The sequence below is a fragment of the Demequina sp. genome, assembly GCA_024707205.1.
Lineage (GTDB): Bacteria > Actinomycetota > Actinomycetes > Actinomycetales > Demequinaceae > Demequina.
In genome coordinates this window covers 1859228-1879791 of sequence record JANQAD010000001.1, presented here as the reverse complement: position 1 = coordinate 1879791, position 20564 = coordinate 1859228, and the positions used below count along the sequence as shown (strand labels likewise).

The 20564-nt window shown below is 67.4% G+C and carries 28 protein-coding genes; 16 read left to right on the top strand and 12 right to left on the bottom strand.

Annotated elements, in window-relative coordinates:
• Positions 1-16: 16 nt before the first annotated feature.
• Positions 17-805 carry a fumarylacetoacetate hydrolase family protein gene (locus tag NVV57_09645; GenBank protein MCR6712926.1) on the bottom strand — a complete coding sequence of 263 codons (789 nt, stop codon included), beginning with the start codon at positions 803-805 and terminating at the stop codon, positions 17-19.
• 57 nt (positions 806-862) lie between these two features.
• On the opposite strand from NVV57_09645, the gene NVV57_09640 reads away from it, so the two are divergent.
• Genes NVV57_09640 through NVV57_09625 form a run of 4 tightly spaced genes read left to right on the top strand, consistent with a single transcriptional unit; the run spans position 863 to position 3348 of the window.
• Positions 863-1348: a ClbS/DfsB family four-helix bundle protein gene (locus NVV57_09640; protein ID MCR6712925.1), complete on the top strand. Its 486-nt coding sequence runs from the start codon at positions 863-865 to the stop codon at positions 1346-1348.
• A complete protein-coding gene (locus NVV57_09635; GenBank protein MCR6712924.1) occupies positions 1345-2394 on the top strand; it encodes a DUF1624 domain-containing protein in 1050 nt (349 codons plus the stop codon). The genes NVV57_09640 and NVV57_09635 overlap by 4 nt, the downstream gene beginning before the upstream one ends.
• Before the next feature lie 10 nt (positions 2395-2404).
• Positions 2405-2848 carry a hypothetical protein gene (locus NVV57_09630; protein MCR6712923.1) on the top strand — a complete coding sequence of 148 codons (444 nt, stop codon included), beginning with the start codon at positions 2405-2407 and terminating at the stop codon, positions 2846-2848.
• Positions 2849-2856: 8 nt separating this feature from the next.
• The gene (locus NVV57_09625; GenBank protein ID MCR6712922.1) at positions 2857-3348 is read left to right on the top strand and encodes a hypothetical protein; all 492 of its coding nucleotides are present in this window, start codon (positions 2857-2859) and stop codon (positions 3346-3348) included.
• Here NVV57_09625 and arr read toward each other — a convergent pair.
• Entirely contained in the window at positions 3345-3764 is a 420-nt protein-coding gene (arr, locus tag NVV57_09620) for an NAD(+)--rifampin ADP-ribosyltransferase (protein ID MCR6712921.1), read from the bottom strand. The two genes, NVV57_09625 and arr, sit on opposite strands and share 4 nt — an antisense overlap.
• A 25-nt stretch (positions 3765-3789) precedes the next feature.
• Between arr and NVV57_09615 the strand changes: the two genes are divergently transcribed.
• A complete protein-coding gene (locus NVV57_09615) occupies positions 3790-4698 on the top strand; it encodes a 3-methyladenine DNA glycosylase (protein ID MCR6712920.1) in 909 nt (302 codons plus the stop codon).
• Between the two features lie 57 nt (positions 4699-4755).
• Here the strand turns inward: NVV57_09615 and NVV57_09610 are convergent, their stop codons facing one another.
• Both NVV57_09610 and rnhA read right to left on the bottom strand, forming a co-directional pair.
• Positions 4756-6042 (bottom strand): aldehyde dehydrogenase family protein, encoded by a 1287-nt coding sequence (locus NVV57_09610; GenBank protein MCR6712919.1) that lies wholly within the window; start codon positions 6040-6042, stop codon positions 4756-4758.
• A gap of 146 nt (positions 6043-6188) precedes the next feature.
• Entirely contained in the window at positions 6189-6623 is a 435-nt protein-coding gene (rnhA, locus tag NVV57_09605; protein ID MCR6712918.1) for a ribonuclease HI, read from the bottom strand.
• Between the two features lie 52 nt (positions 6624-6675).
• Here rnhA and ybaK point away from each other — a divergent pair, with 52 nt between their 5' ends.
• From ybaK to NVV57_09585, 4 genes are all read left to right on the top strand, one after another.
• Complete coding sequence (ybaK, locus tag NVV57_09600) at positions 6676-7173, top strand: Cys-tRNA(Pro) deacylase (protein MCR6712917.1); 498 nt, start codon at positions 6676-6678, stop codon at positions 7171-7173.
• The gene (locus NVV57_09595; GenBank protein MCR6712916.1) at positions 7174-7881 is read left to right on the top strand and encodes a YggS family pyridoxal phosphate-dependent enzyme; all 708 of its coding nucleotides are present in this window, start codon (positions 7174-7176) and stop codon (positions 7879-7881) included.
• A 91-nt stretch (positions 7882-7972) separates the two neighbouring features.
• A complete protein-coding gene (locus tag NVV57_09590; GenBank protein MCR6712915.1) occupies positions 7973-8311 on the top strand; it encodes a YciI family protein in 339 nt (112 codons plus the stop codon).
• A 72-nt stretch (positions 8312-8383) separates the two neighbouring features.
• Positions 8384-9094 carry a VIT family protein gene (locus NVV57_09585; GenBank protein ID MCR6712914.1) on the top strand — a complete coding sequence of 237 codons (711 nt, stop codon included), beginning with the start codon at positions 8384-8386 and terminating at the stop codon, positions 9092-9094.
• 20 nt (positions 9095-9114) lie between these two features.
• On the opposite strand, the gene cimA is transcribed toward NVV57_09585, so the two are convergent.
• The 3 genes from cimA to NVV57_09570 all read right to left on the bottom strand — a co-directional run bounded on the left by cimA (position 9115) and on the right by NVV57_09570 (position 11451).
• A complete protein-coding gene (cimA, locus tag NVV57_09580) occupies positions 9115-10716 on the bottom strand; it encodes a citramalate synthase (GenBank protein MCR6712913.1) in 1602 nt (533 codons plus the stop codon).
• Between the two features lie 165 nt (positions 10717-10881).
• Positions 10882-11250: a type II toxin-antitoxin system death-on-curing family toxin gene (locus NVV57_09575; GenBank protein MCR6712912.1), complete on the bottom strand. Its 369-nt coding sequence runs from the start codon at positions 11248-11250 to the stop codon at positions 10882-10884.
• A complete protein-coding gene (locus tag NVV57_09570; GenBank protein ID MCR6712911.1) occupies positions 11251-11451 on the bottom strand; it encodes a CopG family transcriptional regulator in 201 nt (66 codons plus the stop codon). It lies immediately after the preceding gene.
• Positions 11452-11607: 156 nt separating this feature from the next.
• On the opposite strand from NVV57_09570, the gene NVV57_09565 reads away from it, so the two are divergent.
• From NVV57_09565 to NVV57_09550, 4 genes are all read left to right on the top strand, one after another.
• Complete coding sequence (locus NVV57_09565; GenBank protein MCR6712910.1) at positions 11608-12735, top strand: hypothetical protein; 1128 nt, start codon at positions 11608-11610, stop codon at positions 12733-12735.
• Positions 12736-12814: 79 nt separating this feature from the next.
• Positions 12815-13375 (top strand): sigma-70 family RNA polymerase sigma factor, encoded by a 561-nt coding sequence (locus NVV57_09560; GenBank protein ID MCR6712909.1) that lies wholly within the window; start codon positions 12815-12817, stop codon positions 13373-13375.
• Positions 13372-14301 carry a hypothetical protein gene (locus tag NVV57_09555; protein MCR6712908.1) on the top strand — a complete coding sequence of 310 codons (930 nt, stop codon included), beginning with the start codon at positions 13372-13374 and terminating at the stop codon, positions 14299-14301. The genes NVV57_09560 and NVV57_09555 overlap by 4 nt, the downstream gene beginning before the upstream one ends.
• Before the next feature lie 185 nt (positions 14302-14486).
• Positions 14487-15674 carry an EAL domain-containing protein gene (locus NVV57_09550; GenBank protein MCR6712907.1) on the top strand — a complete coding sequence of 396 codons (1188 nt, stop codon included), beginning with the start codon at positions 14487-14489 and terminating at the stop codon, positions 15672-15674.
• An 81-nt stretch (positions 15675-15755) separates the two neighbouring features.
• On the opposite strand, the gene NVV57_09545 is transcribed toward NVV57_09550, so the two are convergent.
• From NVV57_09545 to NVV57_09525, 5 genes are all read right to left on the bottom strand, one after another.
• Positions 15756-16226 carry a M48 family metallopeptidase gene (locus NVV57_09545; GenBank protein ID MCR6712906.1) on the bottom strand — a complete coding sequence of 157 codons (471 nt, stop codon included), beginning with the start codon at positions 16224-16226 and terminating at the stop codon, positions 15756-15758.
• Between the two features lie 81 nt (positions 16227-16307).
• Positions 16308-16766 carry a hypothetical protein gene (locus NVV57_09540; GenBank protein MCR6712905.1) on the bottom strand — a complete coding sequence of 153 codons (459 nt, stop codon included), beginning with the start codon at positions 16764-16766 and terminating at the stop codon, positions 16308-16310.
• Between the two features lie 14 nt (positions 16767-16780).
• A complete protein-coding gene (locus tag NVV57_09535; GenBank protein ID MCR6712904.1) occupies positions 16781-17635 on the bottom strand; it encodes an alpha/beta hydrolase in 855 nt (284 codons plus the stop codon).
• A 23-nt stretch (positions 17636-17658) separates the two neighbouring features.
• A complete protein-coding gene (locus NVV57_09530; GenBank protein ID MCR6712903.1) occupies positions 17659-18321 on the bottom strand; it encodes an NAD(P)-binding domain-containing protein in 663 nt (220 codons plus the stop codon).
• Complete coding sequence (locus NVV57_09525; protein MCR6712902.1) at positions 18318-18707, bottom strand: YrdB family protein; 390 nt, start codon at positions 18705-18707, stop codon at positions 18318-18320. Before NVV57_09525 ends, NVV57_09530 begins: the two co-directional genes overlap by 4 nt.
• Before the next feature lie 93 nt (positions 18708-18800).
• Between NVV57_09525 and NVV57_09520 the strand changes: the two genes are divergently transcribed.
• From NVV57_09520 to NVV57_09510, 3 genes are read left to right on the top strand one after another with little or no spacing between them, the layout of a single operon-like run.
• A complete protein-coding gene (locus tag NVV57_09520; GenBank protein ID MCR6712901.1) occupies positions 18801-19226 on the top strand; it encodes a very short patch repair endonuclease in 426 nt (141 codons plus the stop codon).
• Between the two features lie 55 nt (positions 19227-19281).
• Complete coding sequence (locus NVV57_09515) at positions 19282-19965, top strand: DNA cytosine methyltransferase (GenBank protein MCR6712900.1); 684 nt, start codon at positions 19282-19284, stop codon at positions 19963-19965.
• Between the two features lie 9 nt (positions 19966-19974).
• Positions 19975-20562 carry an HNH endonuclease gene (locus tag NVV57_09510; GenBank protein MCR6712899.1) on the top strand — a complete coding sequence of 196 codons (588 nt, stop codon included), beginning with the start codon at positions 19975-19977 and terminating at the stop codon, positions 20560-20562.
• Positions 20563-20564: the final 2 nt, after the last annotated feature.

Here is a 20564-nt window from a genome sequence, read left to right as displayed (position 1 = left end):
TGTGTGAGGGAAGGGTTCAGTCGCGGCGGATGACAGGGTTGCGCAGCACGCCGATGTCCTCGATCTCCACCTCGACCACGTCGCCGTGCTCCATGCGCGTCACCCCGGCGGGGGTGCCGGTGAGGATGACATCGCCCGGCAGGAGGGTGGTGATCTCGGAGATCATCGCGATCGCGTTCGGCACGTCGAGGATCATGTCCTGCGAGTTGCCGTTCTGCTTGACCTCGCCGTTGATCCGGGCCGTGATGGCAACGTCGTCGTGCGCGAGCTCGGTCTCGATCCAGGGGCCTAGCGGCAGCGAGGTGTCGAACGCCTTGGCGCGGAACCACTGGTCTTCCATGCGCTGCAGGTCGCGAGCGGTGACGTCATTGGCGCAGGTGAAACCGTAGATATAGTCCTCCGCGTTCTCGGGAGAGACGTTGCGGCACACGCGACCGATGATGATCGCGAGCTCCGCCTCCACCTGCACGTCCTCGGAGTACGAGGGCATGACGATGGGGTCGTCCGGCCCGATCACCGCGGTGTTGGGCTTGAGGAAGAGGATGGGCACCTCGGACGCGGGGCCGCGCGCCTTGATCTCCTTGGCGTGCTCGGCGTAGTTCTTGCCGAGGCACACGACCTTGGACCGCGGGATGACGGGGGCGAGGAGCCTCACTGCGTCGGTGAGCGGGATCCGCTCGTCGGTGATCGTGCCCGGCGTGTACATGGGATCGCCGGTGAGGACCACCAGCTCTTCCTTGCCCTCGTCGCCGTCGACGATCGCGTAGCGAGGCTCGTCTCCCGTGGTGAAACGTGCAATGCGCATTCCTCAAGGGTAGTGGCTCGCCGCGCCCGCTCGGGCGGCCGCCCGTAGCATGTGTGGATGCCGTCAGCGCGCGCAACGTCGCTCGCCGCGAAGGCCGACGATCGCCTCGCGGAGGTGCTTCGCCGCGCCGACGCTGCCCCCGACTGGGATTTGGGCGTCGCCTATCACGACCGCAGAGTGGCCGACGTCTTGGCTCACCTTCACGCATGGCACCTGGTATTCGACGGTTGGGTGGCGCAGGATCGCGCCGGCTCTGTCCCCGCATACCCGGCGGAGGGCTTCACGTGGGACCGCCTCGATGACCTCAACGACGTGTTCTACCGCTCTCACCGCGAGCGCCCGTACGACGCGATCCGGACGATGCTCGTGACCTCCCATGCGCGAATGCTGCGCTTGCTCACGACCTTCGGCGAGGCCGAACTCACGGATCCACAGCGCTATCCCTGGCTTAATGGCCAGTCGCTCGGCGACGTCGCGGATGAGTGCCTCGGCGAACACTACGAGTGGGCACTGAAGACCTTCGATGCTGCTGGGATGGCGTGACCGACTCCCCTTTCGCGCGCCCTGCGCGTGTCACGGGCCTCGACGTTGCGCGAGCGCTCGCGCTGTTCGGGATGTTCGCCGCGCACGTCGCAAACGACGGGACCCACGGCTACGCCGGGTGGGAGTGGCTTTTCGTGACGCATGGCCGCTCTGCCGCCCTGTTCGCCCTCCTCGCGGGCGTCTCGATCGCGCTCATGCTGACCCGCTCCCCCGCAGACGACCCGGTTCGCCACACGCGCATCCGGGTTGCGGTGCGAGGCGGGATGCTCATCGTGCTGGGCTGGATCCTGTCGATCCTCGCCACCCCCGTGGACATCATCCTCGACAACCTCGGCGTGATGTTCCTCATGGTGCTCGTCGCGTTCCGCTGGCGCCCGTGGGCGCTCATCGCCGCAGGTGCCGCTTTCCTCATGCTCGGCCGTGAGGTGGTGGTGCCGCTTGCCGAACACCTGCCCCGCTGGCTGTACGAGTTGCCCGTCGTGCACGAGCTCTGGAGTTTCCACTACCCCGCACTCGTCTGGGTGGGGTACGTGCTGATCGGAATGGGCCTCGGCAAGCTCGCGCAATGGCGAGGCAGGGCGCTCGCCTGGCTCACAGCGTCGGGCCTGCTGCTTGCCGTCATCGCGTACGGAACGGGCACGGCGCTGTGGGGCGCACGGCACGCGGACTGGACGAGCGTGGAGTCGCACAGCTACACCGCGTTCGAGACGCTCGGCAATGTGGGCGTCGCGTGCGTTGTGATTGGCGTGAGCTGTTGGCTCGCTGGGCTGCTGCCGCGCGTCACGTGGCCGCTCGCCGCCGCGGGGTCCATGACGCTGACCCTGTATTCGGCGCAGATCGTGATGATTGCGATCGTGGGACAGTCGATCGTGTATCAACCGACGAATGCCGCGTGGATCGCGCTGTGCCTGGTATCCGTGGCCTTCGCGTGCGTGTGGCGTTGGAGGGTGGGTCAGGGTCCGCTCGAGAACGTCTTCACCGTCGCGTCCACCGCGGTCGCGGACAGCGATGCCCGCCGCCGCGCGCGTGTCGGTGGGTCTGTCTAGGGTCGGCGTTATGGACACGATTGCGTGGTTGCTCGATTCCGACCCCGCCATTCGGTGGCAGGTTCTCCAGGATCTGGTGGGCTCGCCGCCCGACGCCGTGGCTGAGGAGCGCTCTCGCGTCGCCACCGAGGGGTGGGGCAAGGCGCTTCTGGATCTGCAGTGGGATGACGGCTCGTGGGACGGCGGCGCGTGGGGACCCGCCGACTTCACCGAGGAGACGTGGAAGACGGAGGGTCAGGCGTGGACGTCGACCATGTGGGCGCTTGCGCTACTCGCCGACTTTGGGGTGGACCCGGCCAATCCCCGGGTCGCAGAGGCGATCGAGCGCGTCGCCGCGAATGTGAAGTGGGAGTACGCGGGCGAGGACTACTTTGACGGCGAGGTGGAGGCGTGCATCAACGGGCGAACCGTGCGGGCGGCGAATACTTCGGCCGCGATATGTCACCGTTGGTAGAACGGCTATTGGGCGAACAGAAACCCGACGGCGGCTGGAACTGCTTCGAGTCCGACGTGTCGAGCTTCGACTCGACCTTGGGCGTGCTCGAGGGCTTCGTCGAATTCAACGCGCGGCGCGGGCCGGATGCTCGCGTGGACGATGCCGTCGACCGCGCGCTCGAGTACATGTACTCGCGAAACCTGTTCCGCGGGCTGCGTTCCGGAGAGCCCGTGCAGGAGTACTACCTCTTCTTCACCTACCCCAACCGGCACAACTATCACGTGCTGCGGATCCTCGACCTCATCCGCTCCTCCGGCAGCGCGCCGGACCCGCGCGCTGCAGAGGCCATCGAGATCATCCGGTCACGCCGCGGGGAGGATGGGCGCTGGCTGCACGAGGGCACGATGCGCGGGCGGACTCCGTTCCTGCTCGAGGAACGGGGCGAGCCGGGACGCTGGACCACGCTCGTCGCCACGAGGGTGCTCAACTGGTGGGACGCGGCGCAGGCGGCGGCCTAGTTGATGATCGTGTCCTCGCCGCGCTCCTTGAGCGCGGCGAGCCCGTCTCGCATCGCCTGAATCTGCTCGGGAGAATGCCCCTCCCAGTCGGTGAGTTCGCCGACCACGGTGATCGCGTCCGCGCTGCGGAATGAGCGCGTGGGGTTGCCCGGGAACTTCTTGTCCGTGAGGTTTGGATCCTCCTCGTACTCCCCGGTCGGCTCAACGATGTAGATGCGTTCCGGTCTATCGCCGGCCGCGAGCTCGGCGCCCCACGCCGCGGCGTCGAGGGTCTGCGTGAAGTACACGTGCCCGAGCACGGTGTTGAAGTTGGGGCTCACGCCAGGCGTGAGGCGATCCCCTGGTTTGAGGTCGGCCTTGGTGCCGTGCAGGAACTGGCCTCCGGGGAACTCCTCGAACGGGATGGGTCCTGTCATGGTGACCTCCTGAGACAATCATGCGGTGCTTGCCGTCCTGACCCAAACCCAGTGGCGCCCGCGCGCGCTGGCGTTTGAGCGTCGGGCAGATGCCTTGACGGCGGCGCGGCGAGAGCGCGTGGCGCGCGGCGAGGGACACGCCGTGGACGACTTCCTCTACGACTACTACTCCACGCGACCGTCGCTGTTGAGGCGCTGGCACCCGGGAGTCGGCGTGGGTCTAGAGGGTGCGGCTGACCACTCGGGTTGGCGCTGGTATCGGTCCGACGGCGGGGTCACCTCTGTGGACGCGGCCGCCTTCTGGGAGGCGCGCGGGGGCACCGTTGACTTTGTGACGGGCCTGGTAGCGGCCACATTGTCCCGGCGCGCGGCCCTCGGCTGCTTTGGGCTGCACGAGTGGGCGATGGTCTACAAAGACGGAGACACCAGGCACGACCTGCCGCTGCGACTGGGTGCGGACGGGACCGACGCGGTGGTCGCATCCCATGATGTGGTCTGCACTCACTTCGACGCCTACCGCTTCTTCACCGACGAGGCGGTGCCGCGCAATGCGCAGGCGCTATCGCGCGAGACGCAGGTGGAGATGGAGCAGCCCGGCTGCCTGCACGCGACGATGGATCTGTACAAGTGGTGCGTGAAGCTGTCGCCGGCGGTGCCGAGCGAACTGACGCTCGACTGCTTCGAGCTCGCGGCGGAGGTGCGGCGGCTGGACATGGCGGCGTCGCCGTACGACGTCTCGGACTTTGGGCTCGAGGCTGTGCGCATCGAAACCCCGGACGGAAAGCGCGAGTACGCGGCGCGACAGCGGGAATTCGCCGTGCGCGGCGAGGCGCTGCGGCGCAGGCTGCTTGAGGCGTGCGACGCGATTCGGCGCGAGGCCGACGTCCTTCCAACGCCAACGCGTGTCCATCACGACGGTTCGCACCGAGTTTGAGCCGATCCCGGGGCTGAAACGGGCCGTCGTCCGTTGTGTCGGACAGGCGTGAGACTCCTACTGACCCTGCAGCTCGATCCAGATCGCCTTGTCGCGGGTCCACTGCTCGAAGGCCCGCAACGACTTCTCCACGCCGCCGAAGCCGGACTGCTTCCACCCTCCGAACGGCGAACTGAGGTCTCCCTCCGAGTAGTTGCCAACAGACACCACGCCCGCCTGCACGCCGCGCGCTGTCGCGAGCGCGTCATCGATGTTCTTCGTGTACACCGACGCCGCGAGGCCGTAGTCGACGACGTTCGCCATCTCGATTGCCTCCTCGCGCGTGGAGAACTTCTGGACGATCGTCACCGGGCCAAAGAGTTCGGTGGTGATGATGGGGTCGCCGGCGGGAATGTCCGTGAGGATCGTGGGGGCGATGTACCGGCCGCCGGGCAGCACGTCGACCTCGCGGCCACCGGTCGCCACGACCGCGCCCGCATCGACCGCCGCGCGCACCGCCGCCAGAATCCGGTCCGCGGCGGCGTCGTTGATGATCGGCCCAATCTGCGTCTCAGGGTCCGACGGGTCCCCCACCTTGAGCGCCGACGCCGCCTTCGCGAAGCGCGCCACGACCTCGTCGTGGATGGACTCGTGGACCAGGATCCGCGAGCCCGCGGTGCAGTTCTGCCCCTGCGTCATGAACGCCGCGGTGACAAGCCCGTCGATGAGCGTGTCACCAAACTCGAGCCCATCCGCGAATACGATCTGCGGGCTCTTGCCCCCCATCTCGAGGCTCACGCGTTTGAGGTTCGAGTCGGCCGCGGCCTTCAGAATGGTCCGGCCCGTGCGCGTGGATCCGGTGAAAGACAAAGCCCCAATGACGGGATCTGACGCCAGCGCCGCACCCGTAATCGGCCCGGTGCCAGGGAGGACGCGCAGGACTCCGGCCGGAATGCCCGCCTCCTCCGCGAGCGAGGCGACGTGGAGCGCTGACCTGGGGGTGGCGTCGGCCGGCTTGAGAATGAGGCAATTGCCCGACGCCAAGGCTGGGCCGATCTTCCACGCCGCCATTGCGAGCGGGTAGTTCCAGGGCAGGATCGCGGCTACGACGCCGAACGGCTCGCGCTGGGTGAAGGCGAGCACGTTTGCGGGCGCGGGAGCGACGGCGCCGTAGAGCTTGTCGGCGCATTCCGCGAAGTAGCGGATCGACTCGATCGCGCTGGGGATGTCGCCTTCGACGCACTCGGTGATGGGCTTTCCCGCGTCCTCGGAATCCAGCCTCGCGAGGAGCGAAGCGTCGCGCTCCATGAGGTCCGCGAGCGCGTGGAGCGCGGCCGCGCGCTCCGCGGCGCCAGCCCGGACCACACGCCGGATGCGAACACGGCCGCCGCGTCACGCGCGTGCTCGGCGACCTCGTCTGCGGTGGTGATGGGCACCGTCGCCAGCAGGGCGCCGTTGGCGGGGTTCACGATCTCAAGCGTCACGCGTGAACTGTAGCCCGCCGTCGGGTGTCACAACGCCTTGAGGACTCCCGCGTTCGCGAGCGCGTCCGCTCGCTCGTTGCCCGGGTCCCCCGCGTGACCCTTGACCCACACCCAGTTGATCTGGTGCCGCGCCATCTGCGCATCCAGTTCTTGCCACAGCTCGCCATTCTTGACGGGCTTCTTGTCCGCCGTGCGCCAGCCGTTTCGCTTCCACCCGTGGATCCACTTGGTGGCGCCGTTCATGACGTAGGTGGAGTCCACGTGCAGCGTCACCTCGCACGGCTTGGTGAGAGCGCGCAGCCCCTCGATGACCGCCGTGAGCTCCATCCGGTTGTTCGTGGTGACCTTCTCGCCGCCACACAATTCACGCTCGTGATCGCCGTAGCGCATCCAGGTGCCCCACCCGCCCACTCCGGGGTTGCCTTTGCACGCCCCGTCGGTCCACATCTCGACGGTCGGCATCGCTTCGGGCACGGCGCAACTGTACGTGACGAGCATCCGGAACAATGGGCGCATGGCCAAGAAGCACGACGTGGGGGCGACTCCCGCCGTTCACGCCCTGGTCGAGGCCGGCATCGCGCACACGCTGCACCCCTACGACCACGATCCAAGCAGCGACCTGGGCTACGGACTCGAGGCCGCCGCGGCGATCGGCGTTGACGCCGATCAGGTCTTCAAGACCCTGTGCGCTTACGTCGACGGCCACCTGAGCGTGGGGATTGTGCCTGTGAGCGGCATGCTGGACCTCAAGGCCCTCGCTGCGGCGTTCGGTGGTAAGCGCGCGGAGATGGCGCCCCCTGCCGACGCCGAGCGGTCCAGCGGGTACGTGGTCGGGGGCATCTCCCCCATCGGCCAGCGCCGCGCCCTGCCCACCGCGCTCGACGAGACCGCCGAGCTGTACGACGTGATCTACGTCAGCGGCGGCCGACGCGGCCTGGACATCGGCCTCGCCGCCGCGGACCTGGTGCGCGTCACCGGCGCCATCATCGCCCCCATCGCGAAGGACGCCTGAATGAGCTGGGACTACGCCGCCCGTCTGACGGAGGTCAAGGCGCGCATCCACGCGGCCGAGGCCAGCTGCGGCCGCGCCGGCGCCGGGGTTCGCCTGCTCGTGGCCACCAAGTTCTGGGGGCCCGACGCTGTGGCCGCCGTCGTGCGCGCGGGTGGCACTTTGGTTGGCGAGAGTCGGATGCAGGAACTCGCCGAGAAGGGGCCGACGCTTGAAGCGGCGGGGGCGCGCATTCACGTCATTGGGCAGTTGCAGCGCAACAAGGCGGCAATCGCGGTGAGATACGCGCGGTGCGTGCAGACCGTGGACTCGCTCGCCCTTGCGGAGCGGCTGTCTCGGCTTTGCCTTGAGGCGGAACGCGAGCTCGATGTGATGATCCAGGTAAACGTCTCCGGCGAGGCGGGCAAGGCCGGGGTCGCGCCGGGCGAGGCCCTGGACCTCGCGTCGGCAGTGCAGGGTTTACCAGCGCTGACGGTGACGGGCTTCATGACGATCGGGCTCAACTCGCGAGAGGAGGCGCCCGTGCGGGAGGGATACGCGCGACTGCGCGAACTGCGGGATCAGGCGCTTATTCGTTCGGAGCGCGGGTCCGTGCCGCTGAGCTCCGCGTGGGAGCTGTCGATGGGCATGTCCAACGACCTCGAGTGGGCCATCGCGGAGGGTGCGACCATCGTGCGAGTAGGCACCGCGGTGATGGGACACCGGGCGTAGTCGCGCACCTTGAGTAGGTCGCGGGGATCGTCGCGGCTACCCTGTCGAAATCGCGCGCGGCCGTTCGTAGAGTTGCCAGAAGGGAGAGACCATGACCGACTACATGCTCGCGATGTACTACGTGCAGGACCCGAGCGCCGTGCCCGACAACATCGACGAGATCATGGCGCGCGTTGGCGCGCTGAATGACCGGATGCGCGCACAGGACGCCCTCGTCTGGACCAACGGCCTCGAGTTTGCGGGCGCTGCCCGCGTGGTGACCGCCGGCGATCCGCCGCTCGTCACCGAGGGCCCGTACCTCGAGACCCGTGAGGCCATGGGCGGCTTCTGGATCCTTCGCGCGGACTCTCCAGAGGCCGCACAGGACTGGGCCGCCCAAGCCAGCCGCGCCGTCGGGCTGCCGATAGAGGTCCGAGCCTTCCAGGCATAGCGAAAGTTCGGCCCTCCGAAGACAGGCTTACCTTCCTAGCGCCGCCCGCGAGCGCTTCCCTACCCTGAACGCATGGTGGAGGAAGAATTCGAGGAGCACCTCGAGGAAGAAAACCTCTCGGCGCGCCTCAACTGGCTGCGCGCCGGTGTGCTGGGTGCGAACGACGGCGTGGTCTCTGTGGCCGCGCTGCTCGTCGGCGTCGCGGCTGCGAACCCCCCTCAAGGCATCATCGTCACCGCAGGTATCGCGGGAATTGCGGCCGGTGCGCTGAGCATGGGCATCGGCGAGTATGTCTCGGTCTCGAGCCAGCGTGACGCCGAGCGCGCGCAGCTCAAGCGCGAGCAGCTGTGGCAGGAGACGCGGCCCGACTGGGAGCTCGAGCAGCTCGTGCGCCTCAACATGGAGACGGGCATGTCCGAGGACACTGCCCGGCGTGCGGCCACCGAGCAGCACGACCACGACCCGGTCGCGATTCACGCCAAGATGCACCTCGGCATCGACCCGGACGACATCGTCAACCCGTGGTCGGCCGGCATCGCAAGCTTCATCGCCTTCACCACCGGCGGGCTGTTCCCGCTCCTCACGATGCTGCTGGCGCCGGACGCCGCGCGCATCGCCGCGACCTTCGCGATCGTCGTCGTGGCGCTCGCCGCGACCGGTTTCATCTCCGCGCGGCTCGGCCGCTCCAAGCGCCGCATCGGCGTGCTGCGCAACGTCGTCGGCGGCGCGCTCGCGATGGCGATCACCTACGGCATCGGCAGCCTGGTGGGCACCGCGGTCTAGGCGCCTAGGCCCGACGCTGTCTACGGGTTGGGCGTCACGTCCAGCTTGAGCAGTCCATAGAACAGCGCATCGGTGAGGGCCTCCCACGACGCCTCGATGATGTTCGGGCCGACTCCAACGGTGCGCCACGACAGGCCGGTCTCGGAATCGACCGTGGTGATGAGCACCCGCGTCACCGCGTCGGTGCCGTGGGACGCGTCCATGATGCGCACCTTGAAGTCGACGAGCTCGAACCGCGCGATCTCCGGGTAGACGGACTCGAGCGCCACGCGTAGCGCGTGGTCCAATGCGTTGACCGGCCCGTTGCCCTCGCCCACGGTGACAACGCGCTCTCCCCCACCGGCGTGAAGCTTGATGACGGCCTCCGCGTCGGCGTTGCGGGGATCGCCCGGCGTGGACGAGACGCGCACGCGCCACGTCTCCACGTCCCAGTACTTGGGCGCCTGTCCGAGTTCCCAGCGCAGCAGCAGCTCGAACGACGCGTCGGCCGCGTCGTACGTGTAGCCCTGCGCCTCCGCGTTCTTGACACGCTCGGTGACGCGACCGAGCAGCTCCGTCTGGCCGCTGAGGTCAAAGCCCAGTTCCTTGCCTTTGAGCTCGATCGACGCGCGGCCCGCCATCTCGGAGACGAGCATGCGCATGTCGTTGCCCACGTATTCGGGCTGGGTGTGCTGATAGAGGTCCGGGTCTACCTTGATGGCCGACGCGTGGATGCCCGCCTTGTGTGCGAACGCCGACGCGCCCACGTAGGGCTGGCGCGCGAACGGCGCGATGTTGGTGATCTCGGAGATCGCGTGGGCGATGCGTGTGGACTCGGCGAGCCCGTTGCCCTTCAGCGCCACGGCGCCGCGCTTGAGCTCGAGGTTCGCGACGATCGCGACGAGGTCCGCGTTGCCCGTGCGCTCGCCGTAGCCGTTGACGCAGCCCTGGACATGCGTGGCCCCCGCAGAAACCGCCGCCATCGAGTTCGCCACAGCGCAGCCGGAATCGTTGTGCGCGTGCATGCCCAGCTGAACCGACGTCCGCCCCCGCACGGCCGCGACGATCCCGGCCACGTCGTCGGGCAGCATGCCGCCGTTCGTGTCACAGAGGCACAGCGTGGACGCCCCGCCCGCTTCCGCCGCGAGGAGCGCGCGGACGGCGTACTCGGGGTCAAAGCGGTAGCCGTCGAAGAAGTGCTCGGCGTCGAGGACGACGCGCCGCCCCTCTCCGGCCAGGAACGCGACGGTCTCCTCGATCATCGCGAGGTTCTCGTCGCCGCTGACGCGCAGCGCACGCTCGGCGTGCCGGATGTCGCTCTTGGCCACGAGGGTGATGATGGGCGCCTCGGAGTCCAGCAGCGCGCGCACTTGGGGGTCCGCCGCAGCCGTGGAGCCCGCGCGGCGCGTCATGCCGAACGCCGCGAACTGCGCGTTGGTGAACTTCAGTTCCTTGTTTACCAGGGCAAAGAACTCGGTGTCCTTGGGCACGGCGCCGGGCCAGCCGCCCTCGATGATGCCCACGCCGAGCTCATCAAGAAGGGGCGCAATCGCCATCTTGTCCGCAACGGACAGGTTCATGCCCTCCTGCTGCGCGCCGTCGCGCAGCGTGGTGTCGTAGACCTCAACTGTGAGATCGGACATCGGTGACTCCTTCTGGTTGTGCGCGGCCATTTCCCAACAAAAAAGCCTCCCATGGGTGCGGGAGGCTGCGCGTCGGGGGGTGACCGACGCGCTACGGAATGATGATCGACGTAAACATCGGTTTCATTCTGGCACAGGTTTCGCGTGCGCGATACGGCCCGACGCTCACCTGGGTTGGGTACGCAGCCTCGCCGCTATCTCGGGAACGTCGCGCAGCTCGCCGGAGGCCACGGCCATGACGAGGTCGAAGAGTTCGTCATTGGTGAGCACCAGATCCTCCCCGTTGATTCCGAGGAACACGTAGAGCCCGATTGCAGCAATGCGCTTGTTGCCGTCCACGAGCGCATGGTTGAGACATAGCGAGTGCGCTAGCGCGGCCGCCTTGAGGTGAAGCGATGGATAGGCGTCGACACCCATGAGCGTTGTTTGCGGTCGCTCTATCGCGGACTTGAGGAGTCCCGCGTCTCGAATGGGACCGAGTCCCTCCGCATGCACGATGTCGACGATGTGTCGGTAATCGAGATAGCGGATCATCTAGACAGACCCAAGGCGGTCAAGCGCGTCCTTGTACTGAAAAACTGCGCGCCCGTACGCCGACGCAACATCGAGGTCCAGGTCCGTGCCACTATCTGCCGCCTCTACCGCGCGGAGGACTGCCTCGTTCTTGGAGACGCCCCATTTCTCGGCAAGGCGCGCGAGCATCTCGTCGTGCCGCTCGTCGAGTCTCAGTGTCATAGCCATACCTCCTTGATACCACTCTGGTATCGGATTGTCGAGGTTTCACCATTGCACAAGGGCGCTTTGGGCTGTCAAGCGCTGTGGACAACTTCTGACCCACACTTCTCCGCCGCCGCCCGGTTCATGGCAGACTCGCACACTTGGGAGGCACGAATGAGCAAGTGGAGCGAGACGCTTGAGGCGCTGATGCGCGATCGCGGTCCCGCGCTATACGGGTACGCGTTCGCGCTCACCGAGAGCCGCGATGCGGCGGATGACCTCGTCAAGGAGGCGCTCTACCGCACCTTCCGACGCGGGGCCGGGCCCGCGACCGTAGACCAGGCCGACGCCGAGGTGCGCGAACAGATGCGCGCACTGTCGGCGGAAGACCGCGTGCGCGCCGTGACCGACGCCTCTCAGAGCGAGTCCGTCGACCGGGCCATCGCCGCGGGCATGGAGTCGCTTGGCAGCCGTGACATGACGGACGCCATCGGACCCGCAACGCGCCGCGCCCGGAAGCATCGGCGCAACGTCGCCCTCTCCTGGTCCGCTTCCGTGCTGGTCGCGATCGGAGCGGTGTGGATCACCGCGAGCGTGATCGCTGGCGAACCCGCGCCCGAGCCGTCGCCGTCCGGGATCGTGAGGCCCCCGGGAACGATCGACGCCACCTACCTCATCTCCGAGTCGAGCAACAGGGCGCGCGGCTCCGAATACCCGGGGCCGGCCGGGCTGAAGTGCGAGGTGGGAGACGAGAATCCCCACCTTGACCCGGCCACAGACGCTGCAGTCACCACGGACTGCGTCACCGTCTGGCTCACCTCGGAACTGGCGCTGAAGCTGACCTCGGAGGTCAGCGTCGATCCCGCGGCCGGCACCATCACGCTGAACTGGCGCCTCGCCAACTACTCCTACCCGGTGCTCCTCGACCGCGCGGGAATCATCGGCGTGCTCACGACCGGCTCCGATGGCCTCGCGGCGGACGTCGCCAACACGGACACTACCCTCGCCGCGACGACGACCTGGACCTCCGCGTCAACTGAGGTGGGCGTACTGAACTCGAGCGAGGACCTGGCTGTGCTCGTCGCCGGGACGCCACTCGAGGGCTCGATCACGTGGAACGCGAGCGACAGCACCTTGGTCGGCAGCGCCATCGCCGGGGACACTCCATTCGAGCTCGCGCTGCAGGTGCGCATTGGACCCAGATCTGACGCGGGCCCAACCGAGCTGCTCGTGTCACTGCCTGACGGCGCCACCTACACAGTCAGCGACGGCACGGTCATGACCTCCCCGTCCGCAAACTGACGGCACCTCTACCCCACACTTGCGCCCTCCGCTGCGTCTTAGCCGGTGAGACAATCACCGAAGGCGGGAGGTCGGCGACGTGAGCACGTGGAGCGAGACCCTTGATGCGCTCGTCCGCGAGCGCGGCGGGGCGCTTTACGGGTACGCATTCGTCCTCACCGGCGACCACCACGCGGCCGACGATCTCCTCCAGGACGCTCTCGTGCGCGCCTTCCGCGGCAGTCGCCGGGCCATGCCGCTCGACGCCGCCCATGCGTACGTGAAGCGCGCGATGCAGACCGCCCTCGTCGACGGTCACCGCCGTGCGAGCGCCCGCCCACGGCCGGACCACCGCGAGGCCGACGCCAGTGCGCCCGACCCGACCACAGCGTCGGACACAAGAACGGCACTGCACCAGGCGGTGCTGTCGCTGCCGCCGCGAGAGCGCACGTGCGTGGTCATGCGCTACTTCGATGGCCTCAACGCGAGCCAGATTGCGCGCGAGCTGGGTTTGCAGCCCGGCACGGTGCGCCGGTATCTGGCCGACGGGGTGGCCACCTTGACGCGAACACACGGCGAGTTTGGGCTCGCCCCAGAAGACGTATACGAGGCGGACGACGGCATCACCGTTGTCGTTGAGGTGAAGGGAGGCAGGCGATGAGCACCGAACTGCACGAGTCGCTGACTGCCGCGGCGAACACGGGCCGCGCGAGCTTTGAGCTGCGGGATGCGGACGAGGTCATTCAGCCTGCTGCACGGCGGATTCGTCGCCAGCGGGCGGCGATCGTGACCACCGGAACGGTTGGCCTGTTCGCGCTCGCCGGCGGGCTGGTGTGGAGCGCGCAGACGTTCGGGACCGTGGCCACCATGGACCCGGCCGGCACGCCAAGCGTTCAGGGGACGGCGGTGGCGGCCCCGTGGTCAGCGCTGCAGTTCGCCCCCGCTGCGCAGCCGCGCAAGATCGGCGACGCGAACCGCAGCTCGGCGGTGAAGGGCATGATCTGCCACCACGACGAGCCCGAGGACGACCCCCGAGTCGCGATTCAGGGGAACCCGGATACGACGGTGAGCAGCGCCATCGGCCTCGAGAGCTGCGCGCCGGTGTGGTACTCCGCCGGACCCACGTCTACCAGCAACTTTGAGAGTTTCTCGGTCGATGACGACCACACCATCTCGGCCCACGTCCGTTTCACTAACACCTCCAGCAGGCCCCTCGCTATTGACGTCGATTCGGTGGTGATGTGGGTGGAAACGGCGCCCAATGAGGTCAGCAAGCACTCGGTGACGGCGTATTCGAGTGCGATAGTCGGCGATTCCATGTGGGAGACGGCAACGTCGAATGTCATGCTGCTCAACTCCCGCGACCAGGTGGAAGTGGTTGAGCCTGGCGAGGACTTCGCCGCCGCGGCCGTGGTCAGCGACTACGCACTGAGCGGAAGCGTGCTCGGCGACATCATCGCCTCCCGCGAGCCATACACAGTGTCGTTCTGGGCGCGCGTGCACGAGGATGACCCGAGTGGCCACTCGACGTACATGGTGGAGCTTGGATCGCCGATCACCGTCGACGTCTCGACAACGGGTCGATAAACCCCGTGCGCGGGGAGTGAGCAATTCCACTCCCATTACCGCAGAGCGCTATTTACGCCATTCCTTTGCGCGCCTAGGCTGGAAATCGAGCTTTTCCCGCAACTGAGGGCTGGGGGCGCAATGGGAGTGACTCTTGCGTTGGCATACGCGTCCCGTGTAGCGCGCGCTCGGACGCCGGTGGCGCCATGACCGACCAGCTTCGCCGCGTCACGATCTTCGACGCCGACACGGCCGTCGCTCACTCCCTCGCCGAGGTCCTTGAGCAAGAGGGCTTCGAGGCACGGGCCACGGCGGACCCGGACAAGTTCGTGGAGTGGGCATCTGACTGGCTGCCGGCGCTCTCGTTCGTGGACATCGTGGGCGACGAGCACCAGGCGATGTCGGTGCTCGATCGTCTCGCTCGCGCCCGGTCGCGCGCGGGGATCGTGATCATGTGCGGCTCGAGCCGCGGCGGAATCCGCGCGGCGCGCGAGTTCGGCGCCGCCCAGGGACTCGTTCACGCCGGCCTGTTGCGCAAGCCGTTCTCCAAGGGCCACGTGCTCGTGGCGCTCGCGCGCAACCCGCACGCTCTGGAGACCGTGGAGCGAGTGGCGGACCCGCTCGACGGGTGGAGCGAGGATCAGCTCGCGGAGGCGCTGAACCGCGCCATCGAGCATGAGGAGCTGCACAACGTCTATCAGCCCAAGATCTCCTGCACCACTGGCAAGCCGGCGGGTTTCGAGGCGCTGGCCCGGTGGGACCACCCGACGCTGGGTCATATCCCGCCGAGCACCTTCATCCCGTATGCCACGGAGCAGGGGCTGCTGCGGCCGATCACAGAGGCAGTCACCGCGAGAGCGCTCGAGTGGCTCGCAACCGCGCGAGCAGGTACCGATGAGCGCATCTCGATCAACTTCTCCACCGCCGAGCTGAAGGACCGCGAGCAGCTGCGGCAGTTGATCGGCGCATGCGAGCACTTCGGCGTGGCACCGGAGCGGGTTGCGCTGGAGGTGAGCCACACCTCCGCCCTCGCGGACGACGCAGCTGCGCTCACCGCCCTGCGTGGACTGGAGGCCGATGGCTTCCACCTGGTGATCGACGACTTCGGCACTGGCTACTCGACGGCCGCGCGACTCGCGGCGCTGCCGTTCCGTGAGGTGAAGATCGACACGAGGTTTGTGCGGAAGGTGCAGCGGTCCGACGCCGCGAGCTCGCTCGTGGAGTCGCTCGTCATGACCGCCCGCGACCTCGACATCGAGTGCACCGGCGAAGGCGTGGAGAACCAGCAGATCCTGGACAAGCTTGCGGGTTGGGGTTGCGACTTTGCGCAGGGCTATTACATAGCCCGCCCCATGCCCAGTGAGGAGCTGGAGCACTGGCTCGCGGGAGGATAGCCCTCAGCAACGAGCCCCTTCACGGGGCTCACCTCCCGTTGAGCCGTGCTCTCAGCTGCGGCCACTCCGGCAAGTAGCGGCTCATGATCGCCTTGAACGCCGCCCGTGGCCGCGTTCAAGCAGGTGCGTGAGCTCGTGCACGATAACGTACTCGAGCAGTTCCTCGTCCCGTCGCGCAAGCTCAAGCGCGATGGTGATGTGGCGTCGCTGGATGTTGCAGGTTCCCCACCTGGTCTTCATGCGCCTCACCGAGAACGTGGGCGCCGCGAGTCCCATTCGGTCCGCCCAGTACTCGACGAGCGGCCCGATCCGCGCATACAGCACGGGCCGCAGGTATTCCGGGACCGGTTCCGGGTTCGTCACCGGCTCGGCCGTGGCGATGCGCTCCTGATGCTTGGCGATCCACCCTGCCTTGGTGGCGACGAACTGCTCAATCTCCCGAGCGCTCACGTGACGCGGGGCCGTGACGGTGACCCTGCCGTCGGGCGGGTGCACGCGAATCCGCGTGTATTTCACGGGCTTCCGCGTGACCGTGTAGGCGGGCAGGTTCATGGATGAAGGGTACGTGTCGCCACCGACACCCAACCGGACCCTGTGGATACGCGTCTCGGCCGACGCGGCCCCGGCGACTACCTAGCTCTCGCGGGCGCCGAGCCGCATGAAGCTGAGAATGAGCGGGGCGCAGCTCACCACCAGCCACAACATGGTCAGCTCCACGTACGAGATCCACATGAAGCCGGCGTCCACCTTGGGGGTGACCGCGGCCCAGATCACGGCCCACGCGAGCGCCATGAACAGGATCTCGCCCACGAGCGTGCCGGTGATGAACCAGCGCGGGCGGCCGTGCCGGGCCTCGAAGCGGCTGTTGCCCAAGAAGCGCAGCACCGTGGCGATGATCGCGAAGATGCCGAACACGGCGGCGCCAAACAGCGCGTTCGCGCCGGCCTCCGCCCAGTTCGACGCGGGTGCGGCGGGATCCAGCGTCTCCTCCGGAGAGACGAGCAGGTAGTTCAGCACCCCGGTGAGGAATGCCCCTACGAGAAAGACGCCGAAACTAATAAGCGGGATCCACTTGAGCCGCAAGGTCTTCAACGCTTACCTCATCCTCAATCCGCTGTTCCGTGCGCCGCCCTCGCGGCAACCCAATCCAACACCCTCTCGGCGGCCGCCATGACCGCGAGGTGGCCCGCGTTCGGCACCTCGAGCAGCTCCGCGCCGTCGATGTGGTCGGCGAGCCAGCGGGAGTGTGTCACCGGCACCACGCGGTCATCCGTGCCATGTACCAGGAGCGTTGGTACACGTATGTCGCTCGGGTCGAAGCCCCAGTCGCCAACGGATGCCACGTCGTCGTCGATGAAGGGTTCCGAGCCGCTCGCCTCGGCCTTGCCCACGACCTCGTTGAACCACGCCCAGTCGCCGCCCAGCGCGGCCCAGTCCTCTTCGGTGAACATCGTGGGGTCGAACTCGGCGGTCTCGAGGTGGGCGCGCAGCGCGTCGGCGCCCTGGGTGGCGGCGCGCAGCTCGGCCTCGCCTCCGGGGTTGAGGCCGGCGAACCAGTCCAGCCCGCGTGCCCCCATGGGCGCGAGCCCACTGATGCTCACCGCCGCGATCACACGCTCCGGGGTGAGCGCCGCGCACGCGAGCGCGTGCGCTCCCCCGCCGCTGTGGCCGAGCACCACGTAGCGGCCCACGCCCAGGTGGTCCGCAACCGCCTGGGCATCCCACGCCGCCTGCCCGACGCTGCGGCCGGGTTGGGCGCTCGACCCGCCGTAGCCTGGGCGGTCGTAGCCGATCCAGCGCAGTCCGCGCTCGGCCGCGGCCTCAAACAGCGGCGCCGGGGGCTCGCCGACGTTGGGGCTGCCGTGGTGCCAGATGATCGGCACGTGGTCCGTCGCGTCTGGGGTGACGTCGTAGAACTGCAGTGCGCGACCGTCCGCCGTCTCAAGCGAGCCTGTGCGCATGAGGCGACCCTAGCGTCGGGCCGCTAGAGCTGGCGAACCCTATTGACGTTGGCGGTGAGGTTCGTGAGTTCGTCGGCGGTGGTGCGCTTGACGTAGGCGGGGGTGTCGCGCTCGACCTTCCAGGACTCGTCGAGGGTGCCGAGGTCAACGGCGTCGAAGCCGATGTCGTCGAGGAACTTCGCGACCTTGGCGCGAGCGTCGGCGTCGTTGCCCGCGATGGGCAGGGCGCGGCGGTCGGGGGTGCCGGCGGGAAGCCCGTCTTGGGGGATGTCGGTGGAGCGGATGCTGTTGAACGCCTTCACGACCTTGCTGGTGGGCAGGTGCTCCTGGAGCAGGCCGGAGGTGGTGTTCTCGTTGTTGTCGAGCGCGGGGATGCGGCCGTCGCGCTGCGGGTAGTAGTTGTTGGCGTCCATGACGACCTTGCCCGCGAGGCCCTCGACCGGGACGTTCTTGTACTTGCCGAGCGGGACGGCGACGAGCGCGAAGTCCGCAGCCTGTGCGGCGTCTGCGGCCGTGGCGGCCCTGGCCTTGGGGCCCAGGTCTTCGATGAGGTCCGTGAGGGTTTCTGGGCCGCGGGAGTTGGAGATCACTACGTCGTAGCCGGCGGCGATGGCCGCGCGTGCGACGTTGGAGCCGATGTTGCCTGCGCCGATGATGCCGAGAGTTTGGGTGTGCTGTGTTGTCATGCAGGCGGCAACGTGGTCTCGTCCGCGTCCATTCCTTTGGGGGCGTTGACGCCCGGCTCGTCGATGGGGTACTTCGCGGCGATAGCGGTCCCCACCAGGGCCGACGCTGCGGTGGCTATGGCGGCGAGGTGCAGGTCCGCGAGCCACCAGGCTGCGGCTCCTGCGAGGAGCAGGACGAGGCGGGTGGTGACCTTCGCGGGGGTTGGGAGGGGCCGCGGGGCTTTGGGCGAAAGGCTGAGGGACCAGATCACGGACACCGCGAAGGGTACGGTGAGGCCCACAAGCCAGCCCCAATAGTGCGGGAAGGTGCTGTAGCCCCACCAGAACATTCCTGCGTACATTGCGAGTTCCGCGAGGAAGACGAGGGTGCCGCCGAGCCACTTCATGGTGGTTAGTGTGGCACGGCGCCTAATGGTCGTGACTGGGCCCACGGCCGTGCGAGCGGCTGAACAACGCCGTAGCCTCCTTAGGTGGACAGGGTGAGTTGGGCCAGCAGCGAGGGCACACGCCGCTCGATGGTGGCGAACCGCGGGCGAGATACAGGGCCAGAGTTGGCTGTGCGCCGCCGTCTCCACGAGGCGGGGCTGCGCTATCGCGTCGCACAACGGCCCGACCCCGCGCTACGTCGCACGGCTGACATCGTTTTTCGGCCAGTGAAGGTCGCGGTCTTCATCGATGGGTGCTTCTGGCACGGCTGCCCGACGCACTACACATCCCCGGCAACGCACTCGGACTATTGGAGCCCGAAGATCCTGAGGACGCAGCAGCGGGATCGGGAGACTGACGCGAGGCTGCGGTCGGCTGGATGGCTGGTATTGCGATTCTGGGAGCACGAGGATGCGGACCAAGTAGCCCTGAGCATCGAGTCAGCCGTGACGACCCGTCGCAAACTGCCGTCGAGTTGAGCGTGCCCGGCCCTGTCGCGCGCTCCGTGTCAGCGCCGGTTGGTACCTTCGCTACATGAGTTCACGACCCCGACTTCTAGATCTCTTCTGCTGTGCAGGTGGTGCTGGGATGGGCTACCACCGAGCTGGCTTCGAGGTAGTGGGCGTCGACATTGACGAGCAACCCAACTACCCTTTCGAATTCATCCGTTCGGATGCCCTCAAGCTCGATCCCGAGTTCGTTGCAAGTTTCGACGCGGTCCACGCCTCACCGCCGTGCCAGTCGTACTCGGACCTCGCGCGCCGCAACGGCAACGCCCACATGTGGCCACGCCTAATCGAACCCGTGCGGGAGATGCTTCGGGCCACCGGCCTTCCATATGTGATCGAGAACGTCGAGGGTGCACCCTTGCGGAACCCCGCAGTCTTGTGCGGCACCATGTTTCCGCCACTTCGCGTAATCCGTCACCGCTTGTTCGAGGCCAATTTCGAGATCCCCTTGCCGCCTCACGGCAAGCACCCGCTCGTCTTCACACACGACAAGCGGAAGGGACACTACGGAAAGCTCGACCAGGACACCTCGTTTGTGCAGGTCACTGGCGGTGGCAACTGCACGGTCGCCAACGCGCGCGACGCCCTCGGGATCGACTGGATGACGAAGAACGAGCTGAATGAGTCGATTCCGCCCGCGTACACCGAGTACATCGGTAAGTTCGTTCGAGACGAAGTCGATCGTCTGGCTCAAGCACGAGCGGCTTGAGGTGCGCGGGTGACCTCTCCGAGCGTCAAGGCGAAACTGCGCGCGTACTTTCTCGAGAACGTCGGGAAGGTCGTAACAGCTCGTGAACTTCAGGCGGTCGCAGCGCCCGCGAGCGAGTGGGCCAGGCGTGTTCGAGAACTCCGCGAGGAGGAGGGCTGGCCCATATCGACGCAGCACGACGACCTGTCGCTCAAGCAGGGCGAGTACCGCCTTGAGCGCATCCCGGAAACTCAGGTCGAGGCTGGCTTCAAGCGTGCGATCTCCCAGCGGACTCGCGCCGAGGTGCTCGATCGTGATGGATACACCTGCCAAAGTTGCGGCCTTGGCGCGGGTGACATCGACCCCGACACCGGTCGTAAGGTCCGACTTCACCTCGGTCACATAGTCGACAAGAGCCGCGGGGGCACTGACGATCCGTCAAATCTGCGAACGCTCTGCTCCACGTGCAATCAGGGCGCGAAGAACCTCACACTCGAGAAGCCTTCCGCGATCTGGCTACTTCAGCAGGTGCGTCGCGCGAACCTGGCGGACCAGCGAACGGTGCTGGAGTGGCTCAAACAACGTCTTGAACCGCGTGCAGGGCCGAGCGAACTGTAACG